18 protein-coding genes are annotated in these 25619 nt (G+C 75.8%); 12 read left to right on the top strand and 6 right to left on the bottom strand.

Going from position 1 to position 25619, the window contains the following annotated elements:
- Window positions 1–63: 63 nt before the first annotated feature.
- On the top strand, window positions 64–606 hold the full coding sequence (locus tag HL663_RS17120) for a hypothetical protein (protein WP_173029479.1): 543 nt from the start codon (window positions 64–66) through the stop codon (window positions 604–606).
- Between the two features lie 5 nt (window positions 607–611).
- On the opposite strand, the gene HL663_RS17115 is transcribed toward HL663_RS17120, so the two are convergent.
- On the bottom strand, window positions 612–848 hold the full coding sequence (locus HL663_RS17115; protein ID WP_173029478.1) for a helix-turn-helix domain-containing protein: 237 nt from the start codon (window positions 846–848) through the stop codon (window positions 612–614).
- A gap of 128 nt (window positions 849–976) precedes the next feature.
- Between HL663_RS17115 and HL663_RS17110 the strand changes: the two genes are divergently transcribed.
- The 5 genes from HL663_RS17110 (at window position 977) to pruA (ending at window position 6540) form a co-directional block, all read left to right on the top strand.
- The gene (locus HL663_RS17110) at window positions 977–1639 is read left to right on the top strand and encodes a CpaB family protein (RefSeq protein WP_173029477.1); all 663 of its coding nucleotides are present in this window, start codon (window positions 977–979) and stop codon (window positions 1637–1639) included.
- Window positions 1636–2901 (top strand): nucleotide-binding protein, encoded by a 1266-nt coding sequence (locus tag HL663_RS17105; protein ID WP_173029476.1) that lies wholly within the window; start codon window positions 1636–1638, stop codon window positions 2899–2901. Before HL663_RS17110 ends, HL663_RS17105 begins: the two co-directional genes overlap by 4 nt.
- Before the next feature lie 12 nt (window positions 2902–2913).
- A complete protein-coding gene (locus tag HL663_RS17100; protein ID WP_173029475.1) occupies window positions 2914–4359 on the top strand; it encodes a WS/DGAT/MGAT family O-acyltransferase in 1446 nt (481 codons plus the stop codon).
- Window positions 4360–4381: 22 nt separating this feature from the next.
- The gene (locus HL663_RS17095) at window positions 4382–4810 is read left to right on the top strand and encodes a DUF6912 family protein (RefSeq protein ID WP_173029474.1); all 429 of its coding nucleotides are present in this window, start codon (window positions 4382–4384) and stop codon (window positions 4808–4810) included.
- Between the two features lie 101 nt (window positions 4811–4911).
- The gene (gene pruA / locus HL663_RS17090) at window positions 4912–6540 is read left to right on the top strand and encodes an L-glutamate gamma-semialdehyde dehydrogenase (RefSeq protein WP_173029473.1); all 1629 of its coding nucleotides are present in this window, start codon (window positions 4912–4914) and stop codon (window positions 6538–6540) included.
- 176 nt (window positions 6541–6716) lie between these two features.
- On the opposite strand, the gene HL663_RS17085 is transcribed toward pruA, so the two are convergent.
- The 3 genes from HL663_RS17085 to HL663_RS17075 all read right to left on the bottom strand — a co-directional run bounded on the left by HL663_RS17085 (window position 6717) and on the right by HL663_RS17075 (window position 8117).
- Window positions 6717–7211, bottom strand: a complete 495-nt coding sequence (locus HL663_RS17085) for a DUF2505 domain-containing protein (RefSeq protein WP_173029472.1) — start codon at window positions 7209–7211, stop codon at window positions 6717–6719.
- A 67-nt stretch (window positions 7212–7278) separates the two neighbouring features.
- Window positions 7279–7800, bottom strand: coding sequence for a hypothetical protein (locus HL663_RS17080; protein ID WP_173029471.1), 522 nt, complete (start codon window positions 7798–7800; stop codon window positions 7279–7281).
- Entirely contained in the window at window positions 7797–8117 is a 321-nt protein-coding gene (locus HL663_RS17075) for a hypothetical protein (protein WP_173029470.1), read from the bottom strand. Before HL663_RS17075 ends, HL663_RS17080 begins: the two co-directional genes overlap by 4 nt.
- Before the next feature lie 76 nt (window positions 8118–8193).
- Here HL663_RS17075 and HL663_RS17070 point away from each other — a divergent pair, with 76 nt between their 5' ends.
- From HL663_RS17070 to HL663_RS17055, 4 genes are all read left to right on the top strand, one after another.
- On the top strand, window positions 8194–9366 hold the full coding sequence (locus tag HL663_RS17070; RefSeq protein ID WP_173029469.1) for a M20/M25/M40 family metallo-hydrolase: 1173 nt from the start codon (window positions 8194–8196) through the stop codon (window positions 9364–9366).
- The gene (locus tag HL663_RS17065; RefSeq protein WP_173029468.1) at window positions 9356–10777 is read left to right on the top strand and encodes an aminotransferase class I/II-fold pyridoxal phosphate-dependent enzyme; all 1422 of its coding nucleotides are present in this window, start codon (window positions 9356–9358) and stop codon (window positions 10775–10777) included. Before HL663_RS17070 ends, HL663_RS17065 begins: the two co-directional genes overlap by 11 nt.
- A 162-nt stretch (window positions 10778–10939) precedes the next feature.
- On the top strand, window positions 10940–15853 hold the full coding sequence (locus tag HL663_RS17060) for an NAD-glutamate dehydrogenase (RefSeq protein ID WP_173029467.1): 4914 nt from the start codon (window positions 10940–10942) through the stop codon (window positions 15851–15853).
- A 26-nt stretch (window positions 15854–15879) separates the two neighbouring features.
- Entirely contained in the window at window positions 15880–17361 is a 1482-nt protein-coding gene (locus HL663_RS17055; RefSeq protein WP_173029466.1) for a sensor histidine kinase, read from the top strand.
- Window positions 17362–17409: 48 nt separating this feature from the next.
- Here HL663_RS17055 and HL663_RS17050 read toward each other — a convergent pair whose 3' ends face one another.
- Window positions 17410–17658 (bottom strand): WhiB family transcriptional regulator, encoded by a 249-nt coding sequence (locus HL663_RS17050; RefSeq protein WP_030527568.1) that lies wholly within the window; start codon window positions 17656–17658, stop codon window positions 17410–17412.
- A 300-nt stretch (window positions 17659–17958) separates the two neighbouring features.
- On the opposite strand from HL663_RS17050, the gene HL663_RS17045 reads away from it, so the two are divergent.
- On the top strand, window positions 17959–18372 hold the full coding sequence (locus HL663_RS17045; RefSeq protein WP_173029465.1) for a hypothetical protein: 414 nt from the start codon (window positions 17959–17961) through the stop codon (window positions 18370–18372).
- Between the two features lie 143 nt (window positions 18373–18515).
- Window positions 18516–21530: a carboxypeptidase-like regulatory domain-containing protein gene (locus tag HL663_RS17040; RefSeq protein WP_173029464.1), complete on the top strand. Its 3015-nt coding sequence runs from the start codon at window positions 18516–18518 to the stop codon at window positions 21528–21530.
- Here HL663_RS17040 and HL663_RS17035 read toward each other — a convergent pair.
- Window positions 21514–25590: an FtsK/SpoIIIE domain-containing protein gene (locus HL663_RS17035; protein ID WP_173029463.1), complete on the bottom strand. Its 4077-nt coding sequence runs from the start codon at window positions 25588–25590 to the stop codon at window positions 21514–21516. The genes HL663_RS17040 and HL663_RS17035 overlap by 17 nt on opposite strands.
- Between the last annotated feature and the right edge of the window lie 29 nt (window positions 25591–25619).

Genomic DNA, 25619 nt, shown 5'->3' with positions numbered 1-25619 from the left:
GCGTGTGCCCATCGACGTGCGGACGTGCGCGGGCCGGTGGACGCGCGGAGCGAGGGGGAGACCATGAGGTGGGAGGGGCTGTTCGCGGACCTCGAGGGGCAGCTGGCCGCGGAGGAGCGCCGCGAGCTCGACAGCGAGGTGGCCGAGCGGACCCGGCGCGAGCGCGCCCTGGTCGACCTCACCGCCCGGCTCGTCGCGGCCCTGGGCGCGCCGGTCTCCGTCCTCCTCGAGGGTGGGCGCTCGCTCGCCGGGACGCTGGCCGACGTCGGCGACGGCTGGCTGCTGCTCGGCGACAGGGGCCGCGAGTGGCTCGTGCCGCAGCACGCCGTGCTCTCGGTCGCCGGACTGCCCGCGCACGCCGACCCGGGGCGCACCGCGCGGCGCTTCGGGCTCGGTCACGCCCTGCGCGTCCTGGCCCGCGACCGCACGACTGTCGCCGTCGGGCTGGCCGGCGGCCCCGTGCTCGTCGGGACCCTCGACGTCGTCGGGTCCGACCACGTCCTGCTCGCCGAGCACCCCGAGGGCGAGCCGCGACGCCCCGAGAACGTGCGCCGGGTCAGCGCCCTGCCGTTCGCGGGGCTGCGCGTCGTCGAGTCGCGCCGGTGAGGGCCTCAGCCCTGCGCCGGGCCGCCCTCGGGGGTCTCGCCGCGCGTGGCCACGAAGTCGCGCGTCTGGGCGTACATCCGCTCGATGTAGGCCTCGAGCTCGCTCGTCTCGACCCGCCACTGCCCGCGGCCGCCCACCTTGATGGCCGGCAGGTCGCCGCTGCGCACGAGGGCGTACGCCTGGGCCGCGGAGACGTCGAGGATCTCGGAGACCTCGGTCAACGGGATGAAGCGCTTCGGCACGCGGCCAGTGTGCCACCGTCGTCGAGCCGCCCGGCACCCTCCTCCACAGGGCGGCGCGCGGGCCGCCGTCGTCCACAGGTCGCGGCGACGCGCGAGCGCGACGGCGCTCGCTCGGGCAGGATCCCGGCATGACCGACCTCCCCACGCCCTCCGCCTCGCGCCTGCGGGCGCCGTCGTGGCGTGACTCCCGGCTGCTCGTCGGCGTCCTCCTCGTGCTCGTCTCGACGGTCGTCGGCGCCCTCGTCGTGGCGCGCGCCGACGACCGCGTCCCCGTGTGGGCGGCGGCGCGGGCCATCACCCCGGGGCAGCGCCTCGCGGCGTCCGACCTCACCGTGGTGCAGGTCCAGCTCGGTGACAGCGCCGCGGGGTACGTCGCCGCCGACCGGCCGCTCGACGCCGAGGCCTACGCCCTGCGCGAGCTGCGGGTGGGCGAGCTCCTGCCGCGCAGCGCCGTGGGGTCCGCCGCCGCCGTCGGGGTGCAGCAGGTCGCCCTGCGGGTCGAGGGCACCTCGGCCGCCGCGCTGCGCCGCGGCTCGCTCGTCGACGTGTACGTCAACCGGCCGGAGGAGGGTTCGGCAGGGGTGGGCGTCACCCGGTTCGCGGGCCCGGAGCGGGTGCTCGAGCGCGTCGCGGTCGCCGCCGTCGCCGAGGACGACGGGGTCCTCTCCGGGGCCGAGCAGACCCGTCCGGTGCAGGTCATGGTGCCGAGCGACGACGTGCGCGACCTCGTCGCGGCCGTCGACGACGGGGCCCGCATCACGCTCGTGCCCGTCGCCGGCGGGGCGTCGTGACGACGCTCCTCACCGCCCTCACCCACCGGCACGAGGCGCACTTCGTCGAGGTCCTCGGCGCGGCCCGCGGCCTGACCCTCGTGCGTCGCTGCGCCGACCTCGCCGAGCTGCTCTCCGCGGGCGCGGCCGGGGTCGCCCGGGTCGCCGTCGTCTCGCCCGACCTGCGCGGGCTCGACCGCGACGCGCTGCGCCACCTCGCCGGCCACGGGGTCCGGGTCGCCGCGCTCGTCGCCCCGGACGACGAGGACGGCGAGCGGCGGCTGCGCCAGCTCGGTGTCGCCACCCTGCTCCGGCCGGACGACCCGCCCGACGCCGTCGACGCCGCCCTCACCGCCCTCGCCGACGCCACGACCTCGCGCCGCCCGGACGACGACGCCCCCGACGAGCCCGTGCCCGAGCCGCCCGCTCCCGGTCGACCGACGCCGGTGACGGTGGTCTGGGGCCCGACCGGTGCCCCGGGGCGCACGACGGTGGCCGTGACGGTGGCGGCCGCGCTCGCCGCCGACGGGGTGCGCACGCTGCTCGTCGACCTCGACACCTGGGGCGCGTCCGTGGCCCAGGTGCTCGGCCTCGTCGACGAGGCGCCGGGGGTCGCGGCCGCCGCCCGGGCCTCCGAGCAGGGCACCCTCGACGTCCCCGTGCTGGCGCGCCTCGCGCCCGAGGCCCTGCCGGGCCTGCGGGTCCTCACCGGCCTGCCCCGGGCCGACCGCTGGCCCGAGCTGCGCGCGGCCGCGGTCGAGGACGTCCTGCGCCTGGCCCGCGGCATCGTCGACCACGTCGTCGTCGATGCCGGCTTCGCCCTGGAGGACGACGAGGAGCTGAGCTACGACACCGCCGCCCCGCGCCGCAACGCCGCGACGCTCACCGCCCTCGAGGCCGCCGACGCCCTCGTCGTCGTCGGTGCGGCCGACCCGGTCGGGCTGCAGCGCCTCGTCCGGGCGGTGCAGGAGGTCGCGCTCGTCGCCGCCCCGGCGCCGCTCGTCGTCGTCAACAAGGTCCGGGCCTCGGCCGCCGGGCCCCGCCCCGAGCGGACGATCCGCGAGGTCCTCTCGCGCTTCGCCGGCCTCGAGGACCTCCGGATGCTGCCCTGGGCCCCGGACGACTGCGACGAGGCCGTCCTCACCGGCCGCGCCCTGACCGAGGTGCGCCCGCGGGGCGCGCTCACCCTGGCCCTCACCGCGCTGGCCGCCGCGCTCGACCCGCGCTGCGCCGACACGTCCCCGACCGGCCGCCACGGCCGCCGTCGTCGCGCGGCGGTCTGACACGATAGGGCCGTGGCCGACCGACTCAGCGCGCTCGACGCGTCCTTCCTGCGCCTGGAGGACGCGACCACGCCGATGCACGTCGGCTCGGTCATGGTCTTCGACGTGCCGGCGGAGGGCTTCGACTACGAGACCCTCGTCGACCTCATCAGCGAGCGCATCGCCCACGTCCCGCGCTACCGCCAGCGGATCAAGACCGTCCCGGCCGGGCTCGGCAACCCCGTGTGGGTCGACGACCGCTCCTTCGACCTCAGCTACCACGTGCGCCGCAGCGCGCTGCCCCGCCCGGGGTCCGACGAGCAGCTCGAGGAGCTCGTGGCGCGCATCCTGCCGCGCCCCCTCGACCGCTCGCGCCCGCTGTGGGAGGTCTACCTCGTCGAGGGCCTGGCCGACGGCCGCTTCGCGATCATCACCAAGAGCCACCACAGCCTCGTCGACGGCGTCAACGGCGTCGACATCGGCGGGGTCATCGTCGACGGCCGCCCCGGCGGCGGCGACGGCGTCCTCGCGACGTGGCGCCCCCGCCCCGAGCCCACGTCGGCGGAGCTCCTCGTCGGCGCGCTGGCCGAGGTCGTGCGCACCCCGAGCCAGCTCGTCGACACGCTGCGCAGCGGCGCCCACGACGTCGCCCGGACGGCCGGCAAGGTGGCCTCGGTCGCCGGCGAGGTCGTCTCGACCCTGGCGCGCGTCTCCGCGCGCCCGGCGCCGGACTCGCCCCTGAACGCCTCCGTGGGCCGCGCCCGCCGCTACGTCATGGTCGGCACCGACCTCGACGACTACCGCACGGTGCGCACCCGCCTCGGCCACGGCGCCTTCGCCGACGAGGTGACCGTCAACGACGTCGTCCTCGCGACGGTCGCCGGGGCCTTCCGCTCGTGGCTGCTGACCCGCGGCGAGCCGGTCTACCCGGGCACGACCGTGCGCGCCCTCGTGCCGGTGTCGGTCCGCCCGGCCGACGACGCCCCGGCCCACGTCGGCGCCGAGGTCACCGCGTGCTTCGTCGACCTGCCCGTCGGCGAGCCCAAGGCCTCGATGCGCCTGCACCAGATCGCCTTCTCGATGCGCCAGCAGACCGAGGGCGGCGGGCGCCGCGCGGTGTCGGCCGAGGCCCTCGCCGGGGTCGGCGGGTTCGCCCCGCCGACGTTGCACGCCCTCGGCGCTCGGCTCGGCGGGATGGTCTCGCGCCGCCTGCACAACGTCGTCATCACCAACGTGCCCGGCCCGCAGACGCCCCTGTACGCCGACGGCGCGCAGATGGTCGCGACCTACCCGGTGACGCCGCTCGGCGCCGGGCAGGCCCTCTCCATCGGGCTGACCTCCTACGACGGCGGCGTCTACTACGGCCTGTACGCCGACCGCGACGCGATGCCCGACGCCGACGTCCTCGGCCGCGGCATCGTCGACTCGCTCCAGGAGCTGCTCGACGCCCCCCGCCCGCGCGGCCGCCGGCGCGCGTGAGCGACCCCACGAGGAGGACCCGATGGCCCTGACCCGCGTCTACCTGCCGCTCACCGCGGCCGACCTCGAGGCGCTCGCCGACGGCCGCGACCTCGGCACGCCGCCCGTGGCCGCGCACGGCGTGACCCCGGCGCTCGGCACCCCGGGCCTGGTCACCGACGAGGAGGAGCTCGAGCACCTCGCGTGGGAGGCCGCGGCCGACGAGGCCGAGGCGCTGCGCGAGGCCGACGAGCGCCGCGTCATCGCCTCCGCCGACCTCGACGAGGGCCTGGTCTCCGTCCCGGCCCGCGCCGACGTGCCCTCGCGCGTCGAGCTGCTCGCCGTCGTGCCGCGCTCGCGGGTCGTCTCGTTCCACGTCGACGAGGCGCGCGGCGACAGCGGGACCGCCGACCTGCTGTGGTTCGACGTGACCGAGCTCGGCGCGGTCCTGGACCACCTCGCCCGCGACTGACGCGCCGCCGGCGGGACGCCCGGGGCGAGTTGCGTCGGGCCGAGCCCGGGCGCGAGAGTGGGGCGTCCCGACATCGTGACCCGAACGAGGTGCCCCACCCCATGGACGCTGTGACCCAGGTCCCCGCCCCCACCAACGAGCCCGTCCGCGACTACGCGCCGGGCAGCCCCGAGCGCGCGGCCGTCGAGAAGGCCCTCGTCGAGCTCGCCGCCGAGCGCCACGAGCTGCCGCACACCATCGGTGGCCGGCGCGTCATGGGCGGGGGCAAGAAGTTCGAGGTGCGGCAGCCGCACAACCGGCGCCACGTCCTCGGTGTCTCCAAGGGCGCCACGAAGGCCGACGCGCTCGCCGCCGTCGACGCCGCCCGCGCCGCGGCCCCCGGCTGGCGCGACCTGTCCTTCGACGACCGCGCCGCCATCCTCCTCAAGGCCGCCGACCTGCTCGCCGGCCCGTGGCGCGCCCGCCTCAACGCGGCGACGATGCTCGGCCAGAGCAAGACCGCCTACCAGGCCGAGATCGACGCCGCCTGCGAGCTCGTCGACTTCTGGCGCTTCAACGTGCACTTCGCCCGCCAGATCATGGCCGAGCAGCCGCCGGCCAACAGCCCGGGCGTCTGGAACCGCAGCGACCACCGCTCGCTCGAGGGCTTCGTCTACGCGGTCACCCCCTTCAACTTCACCGCCATCGCCGGCAACCTCCCGACCGCCCCGGCGCTCATGGGCAACACCGTCGTCTGGAAGCCGTCGCCGACCCAGCAGCTCGCCGCCCAGCTGACGATGGAGCTGCTCGAGGAGGCGGGGATGCCTCCGGGCGTCATCAACCTCGTCACCGGTGACGGCGTCGCGGTCTCGGACGTCGTCCTGTCGCACCCGGACTTCGCCGGCCTGCACTTCACCGGCTCGACCGCGACCTTCCAGTCGCTGTGGCGCACCATCGGCGAGAACCTCACGACCTACCGCCACTACCCGCGAATCGTCGGCGAGACCGGCGGCAAGGACTTCGTCCTCGCCCACCCGAGCGCCGACGTCGACGTCCTGCGCACCGCCCTCATCCGCGGCGCGTTCGAGTTCCAGGGCCAGAAGTGCTCCGCCGCCTCGCGCGCCTACGTGCCGCGCTCGCTGTGGAAGAAGATGCGCGACGACCTCGTGCAGCTGACCGACGGCATCCCGATGGGCGACGTCACCGATTTGTCGAACTTCATGGGCGCCGTCATCGACGAGCGGGCCTACGCCAAGCACGTCGCGGCGATCGACCGGGCACACGCCACGAGCCACCTCGACGTCGTGGCCGGCGGCACCTACGACGACGCGCAGGGCTGGTTCGTCCGGCCGACGATCGTCGAGAGCAGCGACCCGACCGACGAGATGTTCACGACCGAGTACTTCGGCCCGATCCTCGCCGTCCACGTCTACCCGGACCGCCAGTACGACAAGGTCCTCGACCAGATGGAGTCCGCGGCGCCCTACGCGCTGACCGGCGCCGTCATCGCCCAGGACCGTGCGGCCGTCGCCGACGCGATGCACCGGCTGCGCTTCGCCGCCGGCAACTTCTACGTCAACGACAAGCCGACCGGCGCCGTCGTGGGCCAGCAGCCGTTCGGTGGCGGGCGCGCGTCCGGCACGAACGACAAGGCGGGCTCGGCGGCCAACCTCATGCGCTGGACCTCGACGCGCTCGATCAAGGAGACCTTCGTCCCGCCGACGGACCACCGCTACCCGCACATGGGCTGACCGCCTCCCGCACCCCCGCACGTGTCGGGGTGACCCCGAGAAGTCCACGAGACCCCGGCTCCGAGCCGGGGTCTCGTGGAGGTTCCGGGGTGTCGGGGTGCCCCACGACGCCGGTGGCGCGCTACACCGCAGTAACGGCCGTGATCACGACCCTGACTGCGGTGTAGCGCGCGGCGTCATCGGCCCAGGCGCTCCCGGAGCAGGCCGACCTCGACGTCGACCGCCGCGTTGATGGGGTCCGCCGCCGCCTTCTCGATCTTGCCGCCGACGAAGGGGACGTTCGCCTTGAGCTCGGTGTCGAGCACCTCGACCGACCCCGAGCCCTCCGGCTCGATGCGCAGCGTCCCCTTGAGCGTCAGGGGCGCGCCCTTGACGTGCAGGTCGACGACGGCCTCGCGGGATCCGTCGGCGGCCGGTGCGCCCCAGTCGTAGCTCTCGATGACGGTGAGCGTCGCGCCGACGAAGGAGCGCGCGACGTCGGGCAGGCCGTCGGCCGGCAGCTCACGGGTCGTCGCGACCCGGTGCCCGACGGCGCTCGTCGTGACGTCCGCGCTCCAGGCGCCGCCCCCGGTCGTGGCCTCGCACTTGGCCTCCTGGAACCCCCGGTCGGTGAGCAGGGCGTAGACCTCCTCGGGGGTCGCGTCCAGCCGCTCTCGCCTCGTCAGTCGCACTCGGTCCGTCCTCGCCGCTCGCAGGAGGGCGGGCCGCACCGGGCCCGCCTGGGGTCCGGCGATCCTCTCACCCGCGCCGCAGCGTGTGGGAGAGCGCGGCGAGGCGGTCGGTGGAGGCACGCAGGTCGGCGAGCAGCAGGTCGCGGCGCCGCCGGTGCTGGTGCAGCACGAGCGTCAGCTCGGCCCCGATGCGTTCGGCGGCCACCGTCCCGTCGGCCACCGCCCCGGCGTCGGCCTCGCCGCGCACCCCCCAGGCGGGCACGACGCGCCCGTCGCGGACGGCGAGCCCCGCGGCCGCCGCGCGCTCCTCGACCATCCGGCCCCGGGCGACGAGGTCGGCGAGGTCGGTCGCCCGGTCCTGCAGCTCGCGGCCCAGGCGCTCGAGCTCCTCGGCGGCGGCCACGGCTCCCGCGGCGAGCTCGGCGCCGCGCCGGCGGGCGGTCACGGAGGCGCGGCCGGGCCAGCCGTCGCCGAGCGCCTCCATCGCCGGGGCCAGGGCCGTGCCGGATGCCTCGAGCCGGCGCGCGACGTCGGCCGCGGCGGCCGCGCAGGCCGAGAGCGACCCCGGGTCGCCGGGGACCACGCTCACCGCCGGGCCTCGTCGGGCCACGTCGGCAGCGGGACGACCGGTGCGAGCGGGGCGGTGCCCGGCGTCGCGACGCCACCGTCGGACGGCGCGGCGTGCGGTGCGAGCACGGCGGCGACCTCGTCGGCGACCTCGCCGAGCGCCCGCAGGGTGTCGGCGGCCTGGTCCAGCCAGTCGTCGAGGACGCGCTGCGGCCGGGGCTCGCCCGTCACGACGAGGCAGGCGAGCAGGTCGTCCTCGGCCGCGGGCAGCAGGTCGCGCAGCGCGTCGAGCCGGTCGAGCGCGGTCCGCGCGAGCGAGGGGTCGGGGCCGAGGGGCACGACGCCACCGTAGCCACATCCGTCACGCGCGCCGCGAGGTTGCCCACAGGCCTGCGCGGGCCAGTAGCGTCGCGGCGTGCGCACCACCGACATCGGCGAGGCCGCCGCAGCCCTGGCCGTCGAGCTCGTCGCCACCGACTCGGTCAACCCCGGGCTCGTGCCCGGCGCCGCCGGGGAGGCCGCGGTCGTCGCCCTCCTCGCCCGGCGCCTCGAGGCCTCGGGCTTCGCGACGCACCACGTCACCCCGCCCGGGCACCCCGACCGGCCGAGCCTGCTCGCCGTCGGCCCGGGCCAGGACGGGATGCCGTGCCTCGTCCTCACCGGCCACGTCGACACGGTCGGGACCGACGGGATGGACGACCCGTTCACGCCGACGCTGGACGGCGACCGGCTCGTCGGCCGCGGGGCCTGCGACATGAAGGGCGGCGTCGCCGCGCTCGTCGTCGCCGCCGAGGAGCTGGCCCGTCGGGGCGCCCCGGTGCGGGTCGTCCTCGCGCTCGTCGCCGACGAGGAGGACCTCAGCCTCGGTACCGAGGCGGTGCTCGCGGCGCTCCCGGGCCTGGGCCTCGCCCCGGCCGCCGCGCTCGTCGCCGAACCGACGTGGCTCGCGCGCACGGCGTCCCTGCGCGGGTACGCCGTGGTCGAGATCGGGCTGACCGGTCGTGCGGCCCACTCCTCGCAGCCGGAGCAGGGCGTCAACGCGGTCGCGCACCTCGGCCGCCTGCTCACCGCCGTCGAGGAGCGCGGGCGCCACGTCGCCACCTCCGGCGGCTCGCTCATGGTCACGGTCGCGTCCGGCGGAGAGTCGCCGTTCGTCCTCGGCCGCACCGCCCGCGCCGTCGTCGAGCGGCGGACGGTCCCGGGGGAGGACGCCGCCACGGCGCTCGCCGAGGTCGAGGAGGTCCTCGACGGGATGCGCGCCGAAGACCCCGCCGTTGACGCCCACGCGACCCTCGTCGTGGCGCGCGAGGCCTGGCGCCTCGATGCCACCGGCCCGGCGGCCGGGCTCGCCGACGCCCTCGATGACGCGCTCGCCGCCGAGGGCGTCGAGCAGCCGCCACCGCTCGACGCGCCGTACTGGATGGAGGCGCCGCTCTGGCAGGCGGCCGGCGTGCCGGCCCTCGTCTGCGGCCCCGCCGGCGGTGGCCTGCACGCCGCCGACGAGTGGCTCGACCTCGACCAGGTCCGCCGCTTCACCCGAGCGCTCGTGGCCGCCGCCGAGGTGTGGGGGAGCCGGCGTGCCGACTGACCCGCGCGGGCTGCGTTCGGACGCATCGCTGCTCGACGCCTGGCTGCGCTTCCACGAGGACGCGCCCACGCCGTTCACCATCCCCGGGCACAAGCAGCGCCACGACCTCGTCGGCGACGTCGTCGCCGGGGACGTGCCGCTCTACGCCGGGCTCGACACGATGAAGCTCTCCCGCGGCGTCCTCGCGGAGGCCGAGCGACGGGCCGCCGCGGCGTGGGGCGTCGACCTCTGCCGGTTCTCCACCGGCGGCTCGACCCACGGCAACCAGGCCGTCGCGCTGGCGCTCGGCCGCCCCGGCGACGAGGTCGTCGTCTCCCGCACCCTGCACCGCTCGATGCTCCTCGGCCTCGTCCTCGCCGGCCTCGTGCCCGTCTGGGTGCGCCCCGAGGTCGGCCCCGGGCACGGGCTGCCGCTCGGGGTCGCGCCGTCAACCGTCGACGCCGCCCTGCGCGAGCACCCCCGCGCCGTCGCGGTGCTCGTCGGCGACCCCTCCTACGTCGGGACGGTCGGCGACGTCGCCGGCCTCGCCGAGGTCGCCCACGCGCACGACGTGCCGCTCGTCGTCGACGCCGCCTGGGGCGCGCACCTCGGCTTCCACCCCGACCTGCCGCCGCACGCCCTCGCCCTCGGCGCCGACGCCGTCGTCACGAGCGCGCACAAGGCGCTGCCCGCGGTCTCGCAGGGCGCTCTCGTCCTCGCGCGCTCCGGTCGCATCGACCCGCGTCGCCTCGACGCCGGGGTCGAGGCGACCGCCACGACGAGCCCGGCGGGCGGCATCCTCGCGTCGGTGGACGCCGCGCGGGCGCTGCTGGAGCGCGACGGCGCCGCCCTCCTCGGGCCCGTCCTCGACGCCGTCGTCGGGGCCCGGGCGCGGCTGGCCGCCGTCGAGGGGCTCGTCGTCCTCGACGGTCCCGGCACCGACCCCCTCCGGCTCACGCTCGTCCTGCCCGGCACCGGTGTCGACGGGAACGCCGTCGAGGCCGACCTGCTCCGCCGCGGGATGCCGCTCGAGATGGCCGACCGCGACACGCTCTGCGCGATGGTGACCCTCGCCGACACGCCCACCGGCGTGAGCGCCCTCGCCGACGCGCTCCTGGACTCCCTCGCCCGCCACCACGGCCCGGCCCGGGCGCTCGCCGCGAGCGGCGTCTGGTCGGTCGACCCGGTGGCGGCGACGACCCCCCGGGAGGCCTTCTTCGCCCCGCGCGAGAGCGTCCCGGTCGAGGCCGCCGTCGGGCGCGTCTGCGCCGAGCTCGTCGCCCCCTACCCGCCCGGCGTCCCCGTGCTGGCGCCCGGCGAGCTGGTGACCGCGGAGGCCCTCGACGCGCTGCGCACGGCCCGTGCCGCGGGCAGCCGCATCGCCTACGCCGCCGACCCGACGCTGACGACGCTCGACGTCGTCGCGGGCTGACCGACCTCGTCCCGCGCCCCACGAACCGTCCCGCCCACGAGACACCCTCCCGGCCACCCCGGGCGGCCACGGAGGCCCGGGGTGGATAGGCTCGGTGGCACCCACGAGGACGTGGCCACCGCTCCTGCGGTGCCACCCGCGACGAAGGAGTGCCACCGCACCATGTCGACCGCCCCGGCCACCACCCGCGAGGAGATCCTCGCGCCGATCGCGGCAGCGTACGAGGCGCTGGCCCCCGACGGCTGGGGGCGCGACTTCCTCGAGCGGTACTTCCGCCACACCCCCCTCGACGAGCTCACCTCGCGTGCGCCCGACGTCTTCGCCGGCGTGGCCCACAGCCACCTGCGTCTCGCGCGCACCCGCCCGCCGGGCACCGCGAACGTGCGCGTCTACAACCCGAGCAGCGACACCGACGGGTGGTCCAACCCCCGCACGATCGTCCAGGTCGTCACCGACGACATGCCCTTCCTCGTCGACTCCGTCACCGGCGCGCTCGTCCAGGCCGGCATCGACATCCACCTCATCGTCCACCCGCAGCTGGTCGTCGTCCGCGACGCCGTGGGCGAGCTGACCTCGGTCGCCGACCGCGACATCACCAAGGGCTTCCGGAGCGGCGCCGTGGGCGAGCTCGCCGAGTCCTGGATGCTCCTGTCCATCGACCGCGAGAGCGACGAGGAGCGCCGCGCCGAGATCGAGCGCACCATCCGCGAGGTCCTCGAGGACGTGCGCCAGTCGGTCGAGGACTGGCCGAAGATGCGCAGCCGCTGCCTCGTCCTCGCCGCCGAGCTCGAGGGCGGGCAGGCCGCCGGCGTCGACCCCGAGGAGGTCGCGCTCGCCGTCCGCTTCCTGCGCTGGATGGCCGACGACCACTTCACCTTCCTCGGCTACCGCGAGTACACGCTCGACGAGCTCAGCGGTGGCGAGGTCATCGCCCCGGTCACCGGCACGGGTCTCGGTCTCCTGAGGGCCGACCCGCCGCAGGGCGCCGACCCCGACCTCCTGAGCCCCGAGGCGTCGAGCATCGCCCACGCCCGCGAGCTGCTCGTCCTCACGAAGGCCAACTCCAAGTCGACCGTGCACCGCGTCGCCCACCTCGACTACGTCGGCGTCAAGACGCTCGACGAGCGCGGCGAGGTCGTGGGCGAGCGTCGCTTCCTCGGCCTCTACGCCTCCACCGCGTACACCGAGTCGGTCATGCGGGTGCCGCTCGTCGCCGAGAAGGTGCAGGCGGTCATCGACCGATCGGGCCTCGCCGCCGACAGCCACACCGGCAAGGACCTCCTCGAGGTCCTCGAGAACTACCCGCGCGACGAGCTCTTCCAGGCGGGCGTCGAGAACCTCTACGAGACCGCCCTCGCGGTCACGCAGCTGCAGGAGCGACGCCGCACCAAGCTGTTCATCCGCGAGGACGACTTCGGCCGCTACGCCTCGTGCCTCGTCTTCATCCCGCGCGACCGCTACAACACGGCCGTGCGCCTGCGGATGGCCGACATCCTCAAGGACACCTTCGGCGGGGTCGAGGTCGAGTTCTCCGCGCGGGTCAGCGAGTCCGCCCTCGCCCGACTGCAGTTCGTCGTCCGGGTCGAGAAGGGGCAGCGCATCCGCACCCTCGACCGCACCGAGCGCGACGCCCTCGAGCAGCGGCTCGTCGAGACCAGCCGCACGTGGACCGACCGCCTCGGTGACGCCCTCGTGACGAAGTACGGCGAGGAGGACGGCGACCGGCTGATGAGCCGCTTCGGCCGGGCGTTCCCCAACGCCTACGAGGAGTCGTTCTCGGTCGTCCAGGGCATCGCCGACATCAGCCACCTCGACCGGCTCGGCGCCGACCGGGGCACGAGCGTCGCGCTCTACCGGCCGCTCGGGGCGCCCGACGACATCCGTCGCTTCAAGCTCTTCCGGGTCGAGCCGTTGTCGCTCACCGACATCCTGCCGATCTTCACGCACATGGGCGTCGAGGTCGTCGACGAGCAGCCCTTCCAGGTCGAGCGCGGCGACGGCTCGTCGCTGCACGTGTACGACTTCGGCCTGCGCGTCCCGGACCACGCGATGTGGGACGCCTGCTCGCACGACCGCCTGCGCGACCTCTTCGAGGAGGCCGTCGCCGCCGTCTGGGACGGCCGGGCCGAGTCCGACGGCTTCAACAAGCTCGTCCTGGGCGCGCAGCTGACCTGGCGCCAGGTCGTCGTGCTGCGCACCGTCGCGAAGTACCTGCGCCAGACCCGCGCCACGTACTCGCAGGACTACCTCGAGGACGCGCTCGTCGCCCACCCGGGCATCGCGCGCGACCTCGTCGAGCTGTGGGAGACCCGCTTCGACCCGGACGCGTTCACCGCGGACGAGGTCGGCGCGATGGCGCGCGACGAGGCCGAGGAGCAGGTCGTCGGGCGCATCACCGAGGCCCTCGACGACGTCTCGAGCCTCGACCACGACCGCATCGTGCGGGCCTTCCTCGGGGTCATCCGCGCCGGGCTGCGCACGAACTTCTACCAGCGCGGCCGCGACGGCGCCGACCACCACGCGTACGTGTCGGTCAAGCTCGACCCGCGCGCCGTGCCCGACCTGCCCGCTCCGCGACCGCAGTTCGAGATCTTCGTCTACAGCCCGCGGGTCGAGGGCGTGCACCTGCGCTTCGGCCCGGTGGCCCGCGGCGGCCTGCGCTGGTCGGACCGGCGCGAGGACTTCCGCACCGAGGTGCTCGGCCTGGTCAAGGCGCAGATGGTCAAGAACGCCGTCATCGTGCCGACCGGCTCCAAGGGCGGCTTCTACGCCAAGCAGCTGCCCGACCCCGCGGTCGACCGCGAGGCGTGGCTCGAGGAGGGCAAGGCGGCCTACCGCCTGTTCATCTCCGGCCTGCTCGACGTCACCGACAACCGCGTCGCCGGCGCGGCCGTCCCGCCCGAGCGCGTCGTGCGCCACGACGGCGACGACACCTACCTCGTCGTCGCGGCCGACAAGGGCACCGCGACCTTCTCCGACATCGCCAACGGCGTCGCGCAGTCGTACGGGTTCTGGCTCGACGACGCCTTCGCGTCCGGCGGCTCGGCCGGCTACGACCACAAGGCGATGGGCATCACCGCCCGCGGTGCGTGGGAGTCGGTCAAGCGTCACTTCCGCGAGATGGGCCACGACACCCAGACCGAGGACTTCACGGTCGTCGGCGTCGGCGACATGAGCGGCGACGTCTTCGGCAACGGGATGCTCCTCTCGGAGCACATCCGCCTCGTCGCGGCCTTCGACCACCGCCACGTCTTCGTCGACCCGGACCCCGACGCGGCCACCTCCTTCGCCGAGCGCCGGCGCCTGTTCGACCTGCCGCGCTCGTCGTGGGGCGACTACGACCACACCCTCGTCTCCGGGGGCGGCGGCATCTTCCCGCGCACCCTCAAGTCGGTCCCGGTCTCGCCGCAGATGCGCGCGGCGCTCGGGCTCGCCGACGGCGTGACGTCGATGACGCCGGCCGAGCTCATCCACGCGATCCTCCTCGCGCCGGTCGACCTGCTGTGGAACGGCGGCATCGGCACCTACGTCAAGGCCTCCACCGAGGACCACCTCGAGATCGGCGACCGCGCCAACGACGCCATCCGCGTCGACGGCGACGAGCTGCGGGTCAAGGTCGTCGGCGAGGGCGGCAACCTCGGTCTCTCGCAGCTGGGTCGGATCGAGGCGGCGTTCCACGGCGTCCGCGTCAACACCGACGCGATCGACAACTCCGCGGGCGTCGACACCTCCGACCACGAGGTCAACATCAAGATCCTCCTCGGCGAGGTCGTCCGCGACGGCGGGATGGACATCGCGCAGCGCAACGAGCTGCTCGCGTCGATGACCGACGACGTCGCCGAGCACGTGCTGCGCGACAACTACGAGCAGAACGTCCTGCTGGGCAACGCCCGCGCGCAGGAGCACGGGATGGTCAGCGTCCACGAGCGCTTCATGCACTGGCTCGAGGACCGCGGGCTGCTCGACCGGGGGCTGGAGTTCCTCCCCGTCGACAGCGAGCTCGAGAAGCGGTCGAACGCCGGCCTGGGCCTCAAGAGCCCGGAGTTCTCGGTGCTCGTCGCCTACGCGAAGCTCGCGCTCAAGGAGGACATCCTCGCGAGCTCGATCCCCGACGACCCGTACTTCGAGGCGACGCTGGCGGAGTACTTCCCGCCGCCGATCCGCAAGCGGTTCTCGGGCCAGCTCGGCGAGCACCCGCTGCGCCGCGAGATCGTCACCAACTCGGTGGTCAACTCGATGGTCAACCGCGGCGGCATCACCTTCGCCTACCGGGCGCAGGAGGAGGCCGGCGCGACGCCGGAGCAGGTGACGCGGGCGTTCGTCGTGGCGCGCGAGGTGTTCGGCCTGGCCGAGTTCGTGCGGCGCGTCGAGGCCCTCGACAACGTCGTGCCGACGAAGGCGCAGACCGCGCTCTACCTCGAGTTCCGTCGGCTGCTCGACCGCACCGTGCGCTGGTTCCTGTCGGCGCGGCCCTCGCAGCTCGACATCGGCGCCGAGGTCGAGCGGTTCGCCGGGGTCGTCCAGGAGCTCGCTCCCGCGGTGCCCGACCTGCTGCGCGGTACCGAGCGGGCCCGGTTGGACGAGAACGCGGCCCGCCTCGAGAAGGCCGGTGTGCCCGAGGACCTCGCGCTCCACGCGGCGTCGCTGCTCGACCAGTTCTCGCTGCTCGACATCACCGACATCGCCGCCGACACCGGCCGCGAGCCGACCGACGTGGCGCCGCTGTACTACCTCGTGTCCGAGCGGTTCGGCATCGACGGGATGCTCGGCAAGGTCACCCGCCTGCCGCGCGAGGACAGCTGGGACGCCCTGGCCCGTGGCGCGCTGCGCGACGACCTGTACGCCGTGCTCGAGTCGCTGACCCGCTCGGTCATCGAGACCTCGGGGGCGGCGGGCGTCGACGCGCACGACCCGGCGGCGCAGTACGAGGCGTGGCGCGAGGCCAATGACGAGTCCGTGGAGCGGGCGACGTCCGCGCTGTCGGGCATCGTGCGGCTGGAGCAGCCGAACATCGCGGCCCTCTCGGTCGCGCTGCGGACCCTGCGCTCCGTCATCCGGGTGGGCGCGTCGAGCTGACCCCCGCGTGACCTAGGCTCGGCGGCGTGAGCACGCTGGCCGAGATGCTGCGGACGACGTCGGACCTCGAGCCGATGGAGTCCGAGTGGCTGCACCTCCTCGCGGGGGACTGGCAGCTCGTCGCCGACCTGTCGTTCGCCGACCTCGTCCTGTGGGTGCGGGGCGGCCTCGACGGCTGGCGCGCGGTCGCGCACGTGCGCCCGAACACCGGCCCGATGGTCTTCTACGACGACATCGTCGGGCGCGGCTCCACCCGGCAGCGGGCGGCGATGCTCGACAACGCCGCCCGCGAGCGCCGGCTCGTCGCCGCTCCGGTGCCGACCGTGCGCGAGGACATGTCGATCCGCGAGGACGCCGTGCCCGTGCTGTGCGGCGAGCGGGTCATCGCGGTCGTCACCCGGCACACCAACCTCACCGGCGGGCGCACCCCGAGCCGTCTCGAGCTGACCTACCGCGACCTCGCTGACTCGCTCCTGCGCATGGTCGCGACGGGCGAGTTCCCCTCGCCGTCGGCGCCGACCGGGCTGCGCCGCGGCGCCCCGCGGGTCGGCGACGGCGTCATCCACCTCGACCCCGACGGCGTCGTCCGCTACGCCAGCCCCAACGCGGTCTCGGCCGTGCACCGGATGGGCCACGTCGGCGACGTCATGGGCGAGACCCTCGCCAAGGTCGTCACCGACCTCGTCGCGGCGGGGGAGCGGGCGGTCGACGAGTCGCTGGCCGTCGTCGTCATGGGCCGCGCGTCGTGGCGCACCGAGGTCGAGACGGCGAGCGCGACGGTGACGATGCGCGCCATCCCGCTGACCCTCAACGGGGTGCGCACCGGCGCGATGATCCTCCTGCGCGACGTCTCGGAGCTGCGCCGGCGCGAGCAGGAGCTGCTGACCAAGGACGCGACGATCCGCGAGATCCACCACCGCGTGAAGAACAACCTCCAGACGGTCGCGGCGCTGCTGCGCCTGCAGGCCCGACGGGTGCCCGAGGCCGATGCCCGCGCCGCGCTCGACGAGGCCGTGCGCCGGGTCGCGGTCATCGCCACGGTGCACGAGACCCTGTCGTCGGGCTTCGACGAGACGGTGTCGTTCGACGAGATCGCGCTGCGGGGCCTGCGCGCGGTCGTCGAGGTCGCGGTGCGCGAGCACCACGTCGACAGCCGCTTCGAGGGCTCGTTCGGGCGGGTGCGCGCCGAGGACGCGACGGCCCTGGCGATGGTCATCTCCGAGCTGGTGCAGAACGCCATCGAGCACGGCCTCGAGGACCGGGACGGGTCGGTCGTGGTCAAGGTCGACCGTCAGCCGGCCGACGGCGGCGACCACCTCACCGTGTCGGTCACCGACGACGGCACCGGCCTTCCCGCGGGCTTCCGCCCGGGGATGGCCGGCCTCGGCACGAAGATCGTCACCTCGTTCGTCCAGGACCTGCGTGGCCGCATCCGCTGGGAGAACATCGAGCCGCACGGGACGAAGGTGGAGTTCGTCGCACGGCTGCGCCCGCTCGGCGGCCGCTGAGTCGCGGCGCCGGGCGGGCGCGGTCGGGTGGTGGTGTGGGGGCTGCCGTCAGCCGGCGCGGCGCGCGCGGGCGTTGCGACGCTTGAGCGCTCGGCGCTCGTCCTCGGACATGCCGCCCCAGACTCCGGCGTCCTGCCCGGACTCGATCGCCCACTTGAGGCACGTGTCGAGCACCTCGCAGCGACGGCAGACGGCCTTGGCCTCCTCGATCTGAGCGATCGCCGGGCCGGTGTTCCCGATCGGGAAGAACAGCTCGGGGTCCTCGTCGAGGCAGGCAGCGCGGTCGCGCCAATCCATGGATGGGGCTCCTTGGTCGGGGTCACAGAGGTCGGTCGAGCACCGGCAGTGAAGGGGTGGGCTGCAGGGTTCGTCATGCGGTGGGATGCGCCCTTGCAGCCCTGTGGCGGACGTGTTACGCACAGACGTCCGTGGCGTTACTCTACCGTGACGTACCCAATCGCGGCTAGTGGATACCCCCGGTCGTTCCCGGTGTCGGTGCTCACTCGGGCTCAACGGGTGGACGGGGGCCGCGTGTTCCCGCAGGGGTGGGGTAGGACCACGCGACGCCCGAGCGTAGCGCTCGCCTAGGCTGCAGCGGTGCCTCCGCAACCGCCTTTCGACGCGGCCCCGGCGCCCACGCCCGGGCCCCGGCGCGTCGCAGCCGCCCTCTGCGGTGTGCAGTCCTTGGCCCTGCTCGCGTTCGCCGCGTTCTACCTCTACGAGCTCGCGGTGGGCGAGGGCAGCGACGCCGGGCGGGTCGTCATGTCGGCCCTGCTCATCCTCCTCGGCGCCGTCGGTCTCGGGCTGCTCGCCCGGGGCTGGCTCGGCGAGAGGCGCTGGCCGCGGACGCCCACCGTCGTCTGGGACCTGCTGCTCCTGCCGGTCGGCGCGAGCATCCTCCAGGCCGGGCGCACCGGCCTCGGCTGGGCGGTCCTCGGCCTGGCCCTGGCGACTCTGGGTGCGGCGCTGCTGGCGCGCGTCCCCGACGTCGACTTCGACGAGCCGGCCTGACCCGAGACCCTCGCCGGGGCGGCGCCGGCTGCACGTTCTCGCAACACCGGTGACAGGGGGCCCCGCGGGGTGCCACGATGCCGCGATGGTCCCGTCGGAGGGCCGTGCGCGGGGAGGTCGTCGTGGGTCGTTCGGGTCGTGTCGTGCTGGGGGTCGGGATCGCCGTGGGGGCGCTGCTCGGGCCGTTGGCGGTGAGCTCCTCGGCCGGCGTGGCGTCCTCGACGCAGCAGGCGGTGCCGCGCGCCACTGCAGTGCGGGCGTCCGCCGGGACGGTGACCGGCGTCGTCCGGGGCCCGGACGGCCGGCCCGCGCCGCGCGTGCTCGTGACGGTCACCACCCCGGACGCCCTGCCGGGCCGGACCTGGAGCGGGCGCACCGGGGCGGACGGGCGCTACGCGATCCACGGCATCCCCGGCACCGGCATCGGCGGCGAGTGGTGCGCCGACACCTCCGCGCAGTCGCGGCCGCTCGCGAGCCGGTGCGCGTCCCAGCAGTCGCTCGCCTTCGACGCGTCGCGGCGGGCGACGATGGACGTCTGGCTGCGCACCGGGCGTGAGGTCCGTGGCGTCGTCCGGGGGAGCGACGGCCGTGCGGTCGGTGGCGCGAGCGTCGTGCTCGACCGGCTGGGTCCGGACGGCCTCGGGCCGGAGCCGGCCGCTCGCCTCACCGCCCGGCGCGACGGCACGTTCCGGACCTTCGTCGAGGACCGGGTCCGCGTCTGTGCCTGGGCGCCGGACGTGCGGCGGCCGGGCGCCCCGCAGGGCTGGGCCCCGGCGTGCGGGCCCGACGTCCGGCCCGGCGGCCCGGTCGAGACGCTCGTGCTGTCGCCCGGCGCCGGGGCGAGCGGGCGGGTGACGGACGCGTCGGGGGCTCCGCTGGCGGGCGTCCGGGTGGCCGCCACGTCCACGGAGGGCGGGATCGTGCCGCACGCGGTCACGCGCGCCGACGGCCGGTGGACGCTGCGCGGGCTCGGGGCCTGGCAGGGCGTCCTCGTCGTCGACCCGGGCGCGGTGCCCGGGCGGCACGGTACCGGCTTCGTCTGGCAGCCCCACACCGATCCGGTGAGCGGGAGGCAGGTGGAGCTCTCGCTCGTCGTCGGCGCCGTCGTCCCGGGGGTGGACGACGTCCTCGCCGAGGGCGCCGCGATCCGCGGCCGCGCCCTGGACCCCCGGGGCCGCCCGGCGCCCGGGGTGCTCGTCACCGCCGGGCAGACGCGCTACGCCGGCGAACCGACCCGAACCGCCGTCACCGCGCGCGACGGCGGCTACCGGGTCCTCGGCATCCGCCCCGGCTACGGGTTCGCGTGCGTCGACCCGCGCGGGATGGCGCCCACCGACGCGAACCTGCTCGCCGAGTGCTGGAAGGACCAGACGGACGGCAGCTCCACGGCCCTGACGCTCACCGCCGGGAAGACCCTCTCGGGCATCAACCCCCGTCTCGACCAGGCCGGCGCCGTCGCCGTCAGGGTCGTCGACGACACGGGGAAGGCGCTCGGCGGGGCGACTGTCGGCGTCGCCGACGGCTCGAACCAGCGGCTGGTCACCGGGGTCGACGGACGCGCGACCTTCCGCCACGTGCGACCCGGTGACCAGGCGGTCATCCTGCGCGAGGGCACGGTGACGCCCGAGGCGTCGCCGACCGGCATCATCGACTCCCTCGAGCTGCCGGGGGTCACCGTGGTCGCGGGGAGGACGGCGAGGCTGACGGTCACGGCCCGGCGGGGGGCCGCTGTCGCCGGACGGGTGACCGACGCCCGGGGCCGGCCGCTCGACGGTGTCGAGGTCGGCCAGTACACCGGGGCGGCGACGACCGGTGCCGACGGGCGCTACGTCCTGCGCGGCCTCGACGCCGGCTCCGGCCCGACGGTGGTCTGCTTCTACCCGCGGTTCGCCCGCGGCCCGGCCGCCGACGGCTACGCCCAGGAGTGCTTCCAGGACGAGCCCGACGTGTTCTCCGCCGACCCGGTCGCGGTGACCAACGGCCGCACGACGCGGTTGGCGACGACGGTGCTCGGCGCGGCCGGCTCGATCGGCGGCCGCGTCACCCTCCCGGACGGCTCCCCGGCGGAGTCCGTCGGGGTCTCCGTGTCGACCCTCGACGGACGGTCCGTCGGGGCCCCGAACTTTCCCTCGACGGACGCCGACGGCCGCTTCCGCGTCGGCGGCATCCCGGAGGGGGAGTACCGGGTCTGCTTCAGCCCGAACGTCGGGTACGACCACGAGTGCTGGGACGACGCCGAGGGAGCCGACACCGCGACGACCGTCGTCCTCGGCGACGGTCAGGCGCGGACCGGCATCGACGCCGTCCTCGACCCGCTGGCGTCGATCAGCGGGTCGGTGACCGACCCCGACGGGGTCCCCGTGGCCGGCGCCGAGGTGAGCGTGTCGGGGTCGACCGAGCTCCTCACGACGACGGTCGACGACGGCTCGTTCACCGTCTCGGACGTCCCGCGCGGCAGCTGGACCGTCTGCGTGCGCCCGGTCGGCGAGCTCGTCGGCGAGTGCTGGCGCGACGCCGAGCCCGGCGGTGACGTCACGCCCGTCGTCGTGCGCTCGCAGCCGGTCACCGGGATCGCCCTGACGCCGCCGCGCGGTGGGGTGGTCAGCGGCACGGTGACGGGCTCGGGTGCTGCGGTGCCGGGTGCTCTCGTGACCGTCCGCCCGAGCGGTGGGGGCGAGACGCGGTCGGCCACCGTCTCGCCGGACGACGGCTCCTACCGGGTCGGCGGGCTCGCGACCGGCTCCTACGTCGTGTGCGCGCAGGCCGAGGGGGCGTGGCTGCCGACGTGCTGGCAGGACGCCGCCGACGAGTGGTCGGCGACACCCGTCCAGGCGAGCGTCGGCTCGACGACGTCGGGCATCGACCTCCGCCTCCGCGAGGCGGCGCAGGTCTCCGGCGTCGTGCGCTCGGCCGACGGCGCGCCCGCCCCGGACGTGTTCGTCCTCGTGTCGGACGACGTGAACGGTCGCTACGGCTATGGCATCACGGACGGCTCGGGGCGCTACACGGTCGGCTCGCTCGCCCCGGGCGACTACTCGGTGTGTGCCGACGGACCGACCGGCTCGACGTGCTTCGGTGCTCCCGACGGTGGGGTCCCCCCGACACTGCCGCTGCCCGGCGGCACGACCGACGGCATCGACATCACGCTGCGCCCGTAGCGTCCTCGCCCCGACCGGCGGGGAGCGACCCGGTCTCGACCGCGCCGTCGTCGATGACCTGCAGCGGCGTGCTCTCACCGTCGACGACGAGGAGACCGCGGCCGGGCGGACCGCCGACGGCACGCGTCACGGCGGCGCGGGAGGCGCCGACGAGCGCGGCGTCGTCCGGCCCCGGCCGGAGGAGCAGCGCGGTCCCGCGGCGTGCGGCGACGACGTCGAGCCCCCGGACCCGCGCGGCGAGCGTGCGGGCCGGCGAGGTCACGGCGAGCGCGCCGGCGTCCCGGTCGACGAGCGAGGCGATCTCCTCGAGCGCCGGCCGGACGGGTGCGTCGTCGAGCAGGTGGGCGTCGTCGACGAGGACCAGCAGGTCCGGGTGACGGGTGCGCAGCGCGACGAGCCGGTCGGTGTCGTCCGGGCCCAGCACCTCCCAGGACCGGGTGCCCGGGTCGGTCCGGGCGCAGGCGACCCGCGGGTCCGCCACGACGAGGACGACGGGACGTCCGGCGTCCGTGGCCGACCGGGCGAGGACCCGCAGGCAGCCGGAGCGTCCGGAGCGCACCCGCCCGGTCACGAGGAGGAGGCGCCCGTGGTGCCCGGGCCGCCAGCCCCACGGGAGGGCCTGCGCCCCGGCCAGCCCGAGGAGCAGCGCGTCGGGCTCTGCCGCCTCGACCCGGTCGAGGACCGCCGTCCGGGTGACGCTCGGCGGGAAGGGGCGGTAGGTCCACGGTGGGGTCAGGCCGGACGACCGGCCGGCTGCCGCCGCGACGTCGGCGGGGGCGGCCAGCAGGACCTGGGCCTCCCGCTGCTCCCGGGGCCGGCACCCCCGACCGGCCGGAGGGGTGGAGGAGACGGGCACGACCGGGAGCCCGAGCAGCGCGGCGTCCAGCACGTCGGGCCGACCGAGCAGCAGGGTCTCGCCCCCGAGCGCCGACCACGTCGGCCGGAGCAGCTCGCGTCCACCGGAGAGCAGCCCCGTGACCGGGGTGTCGCGCAGCAGGCGGAGCAGGCGCTCGCGCGCCGAGGCCGTGCTCGCGTCGTCGTCGAGCCGGTCGACCCCGTCGACGACGAGGAGGACCCGGCGACCGCGCTCACCGCGGGTGGAATCCTCGAGGTGCGTCAGCAGCGCATCCACAGCGCTCGGGTCGCCGGGATCGACGACCGACCCCACCGCGGGCAGCATCATGAGGTCCTCGAGCCCCGGCGGTGCGATCACCTGGACCTCGGTCAGCGCCGGCTCGGCGGCCAGGGCGGCGAGCACGAGCGTGCGCAGGGCGGTCGTCCGCCCGCTGCCGGAGGCCCCCGTGACCCGCCACCCCGCGACGTCGGCGGACCATCCCCAGGTGCTGCGACGTTGACGGTCGGGCTCGTCGACGAGGGCGACGACGCCGTGGGGGTGGTGCGCGAGGGGCGCCACGGCCGGGAGGGGTGGGAGCCAGGGACGTCGGGGCGGGGCGGACCCGAGGGCCTGCGCCGCGCGCCGGACGAGGTCGACGACGGCGCGGACCTCGTCGTCGCGGGTCGTCGTCGACGGCTGCGTCCGGAGCCCGCCCGGCGGGTGAGCAGGGAGCGCTCCGTCCCCGTCGCCGTGGTGCCCGTGGGCGCCGCCCGACGACGGGTCGACGGCATGGACCTCGACCACCGGGGCAGTGGTCCGCGCCGGCGCGACCAGCGCCGCCTGGAAGGGACGCAGGACCCCGTCGCCCCCGCGCCGCACACCGCGCCCCGGGAGGCTCGCGGGGATGAGGGCCGCGTCGTCGGACTCCACGACGAGGGAGGAGTCCCCGCGGTCGCGGACCCGGAAGGCGATGCGCAGGGAGACGTTGGCCTGCACCTCCGAGCCCAGCGTGCCCGTCGGACGCTGCGTCGCGAGGACGAGGTGGATGCCGAGCGAGCGGCCCTGCGCGGCGAGCCGGACGAGGGCGGCGACCGCGTCGGGATGCTCGTCGACGAGGGCGCGTACCTCGTCGACCACCACGACGAGCCTCGGGAGCGGCTCGCCCGACGAGGGCCGGCCCCGCCGCGCCGTGTCGAGGTCGGCCGCACCGAGCTCGGCGAGGACGCGTTCACGGCGGCGCAGCTCCGCGGACAGCGAGAGGAGCATGCGGTCGACCAGCTGCGCGTCGAGGTCGGTCACGAGCCCGACGACGTGGGGCAGGTCGATGCACGGGCCGAAGGCTGCGCCGCCCTTGAAGTCGACGAGGATCATCGTCAGGTCGTCGGGCGGGGAGTCGAGGGCGAGGCCCGTCACGAGGGTGCGCAGCAGCTCGGACTTGCCCGAGCCCGTCGTCCCGCCGACGAGCACGTGCGGTCCGTCGCGGCGCAGGTCGAGGCGCCACGGGCCGTCGGCGTCCAGCCCGAGGGTGGCCGTCGGTGCCGTGGACGTCGCCCAGCGCCGCAGGACCGTGTCCGGGTCGCCGTCGAGGCCGGTGAGCTCCGCGAGCGTCACGGTCGACGGGAGCAGCGAGGCCCCGGCGCCGTCCTCGCGCAGGGGGGCGAGCGCGCGCACGACGCGGTCGAGCCATCCGGCGCAGGTGCCGTCCGGGACGAGGTCGGTGCCGACCTCCGGCTCGGACGGTTCTCGTGCGAGCCGGAAGCGCCCGCCGCCGCGGTGGCTCAGCACCGCTCCGGCCCCGGGGGCGACGGGCCCGGCGGACAGGCACATCCCGCCGTCCTGCACCGTGCTGCCGGCGGCCTCGGCGGCGCCGGGAGCGGTCGCATCGGGGATGACGAGCAGCGTTCTGCCACAGCCCTGGGCGTGCGGGAGGAGCCCGAGCGAGGTCCAGTCGGTGCCGTCCGCCGCGAGGACCCGGACGGACACCGACCGCGGTCCGTGGCCCGTGACGACCTGGCCGACGAGGTGTCTGAGGACCGGCGCGGTGTCCTCCGGGGCTCCGACCACGTGGAGCGAACCGACGCTCCCGAGGTCCAGCCGCACCGGCGTGGCCTCGAGCCCGGGGTGGCTCTCCTGGCCCTCGGGTCCGACCACGGTCAGGTCCGCCTCGACGCGACCGAGCCCCAGGCGCAGCACGGGGCCCTCGACCCGGCTCCACAACCCCGGGCCACCCTGCTCGGCCGTCTGGAGGACTTCATGGGCGTCCGGGTGCTCGGCCAGGCGGAGCCTTCGCTCGGCGGCGATCGCGGCGGCGACCGTGTCGCGGTGGCGGGCCAGGGCGAGGTCGTGATCCGCGAGGGCATGACGGTGGCGTCGTCTCCCTCCCACCCGGTCCCCGAGGCCGGTGCTCAGGAGCACGACGGGGCCGAGCAGCGCGAAGGCGAGGACCTGCGGCCCGACGACGACGGCGAGGACGAGGACGATCGGCAGGGGCGCGAGGGCCGCGACCCACGGCAGGCGGGCGCGTGGGGGAGCCGTGGGGGCTGGTGGCGCCGTGAGCGTCGGGGCGCGACGGCGGGGCGCGGGCGCCGTCGCCGGGACGACGCGGGCGGTCCCGTCACCTGGGTGCCGTCGCGGTGGCCCCGGCGGAGCGGCTCGCCGCAGGCGCAGGACCGAGGCGCCGATGCCGATCTCGGAGGTGGTGTCGACCTCGACGGCTCCCTCGACCCGCCGCCCGTCGACGGTCAGGCCGTTGGTCGACCCGACGTCGCGGACGCGGACGCCCGAGGGGTCGGCCTCGATCCGGCAGTGCACGCGGCTGAGGGACGCGTCGGCGAGCTGCAGGTCGGCCCCTGCGGAGCGTCCGATGCTCAGGCCCGGTGGTCGGAGCGGGACGGATCGTCCGGCGTCGGGCCCGGCCACGGTCGCGAGGAGCACGGCGGCCGGGGCCGCAGCGCGGAGAGGGCCGGGAGGCCGGGGGAGCGAGGCGTCCGGTGGTGCCGAGGGGTCGGCGACGACGAGCGAGGCCCCGTGCAGCAGCGGGGGCGAGCCCACCCGCGCCGTCGTGGCCACGGGCGCTCCGTCGTGGAGCAGGCCGGGGACGGACACCCCGAGGCACCGCGCGACGGCGTCCTCCAGGTCGCCCGCTGTCGCCGCCCCGCTCCAGCGGACGGCGACCTCGACGGCCTCGGCGCGCCGGGGCACGTGGACGGTGGCCCTGATCTCCATGGCGCGGACGCTAGACGTCTCCCCCGCCA

Origin of the sequence: Arthrobacter sp. NEB 688 (genome assembly GCF_013201035.1) — a bacterium.
Lineage (GTDB): Bacteria > Actinomycetota > Actinomycetes > Actinomycetales > Dermatophilaceae > Phycicoccus.
This window is presented reverse-complemented; position numbering and strand designations above follow the sequence as displayed.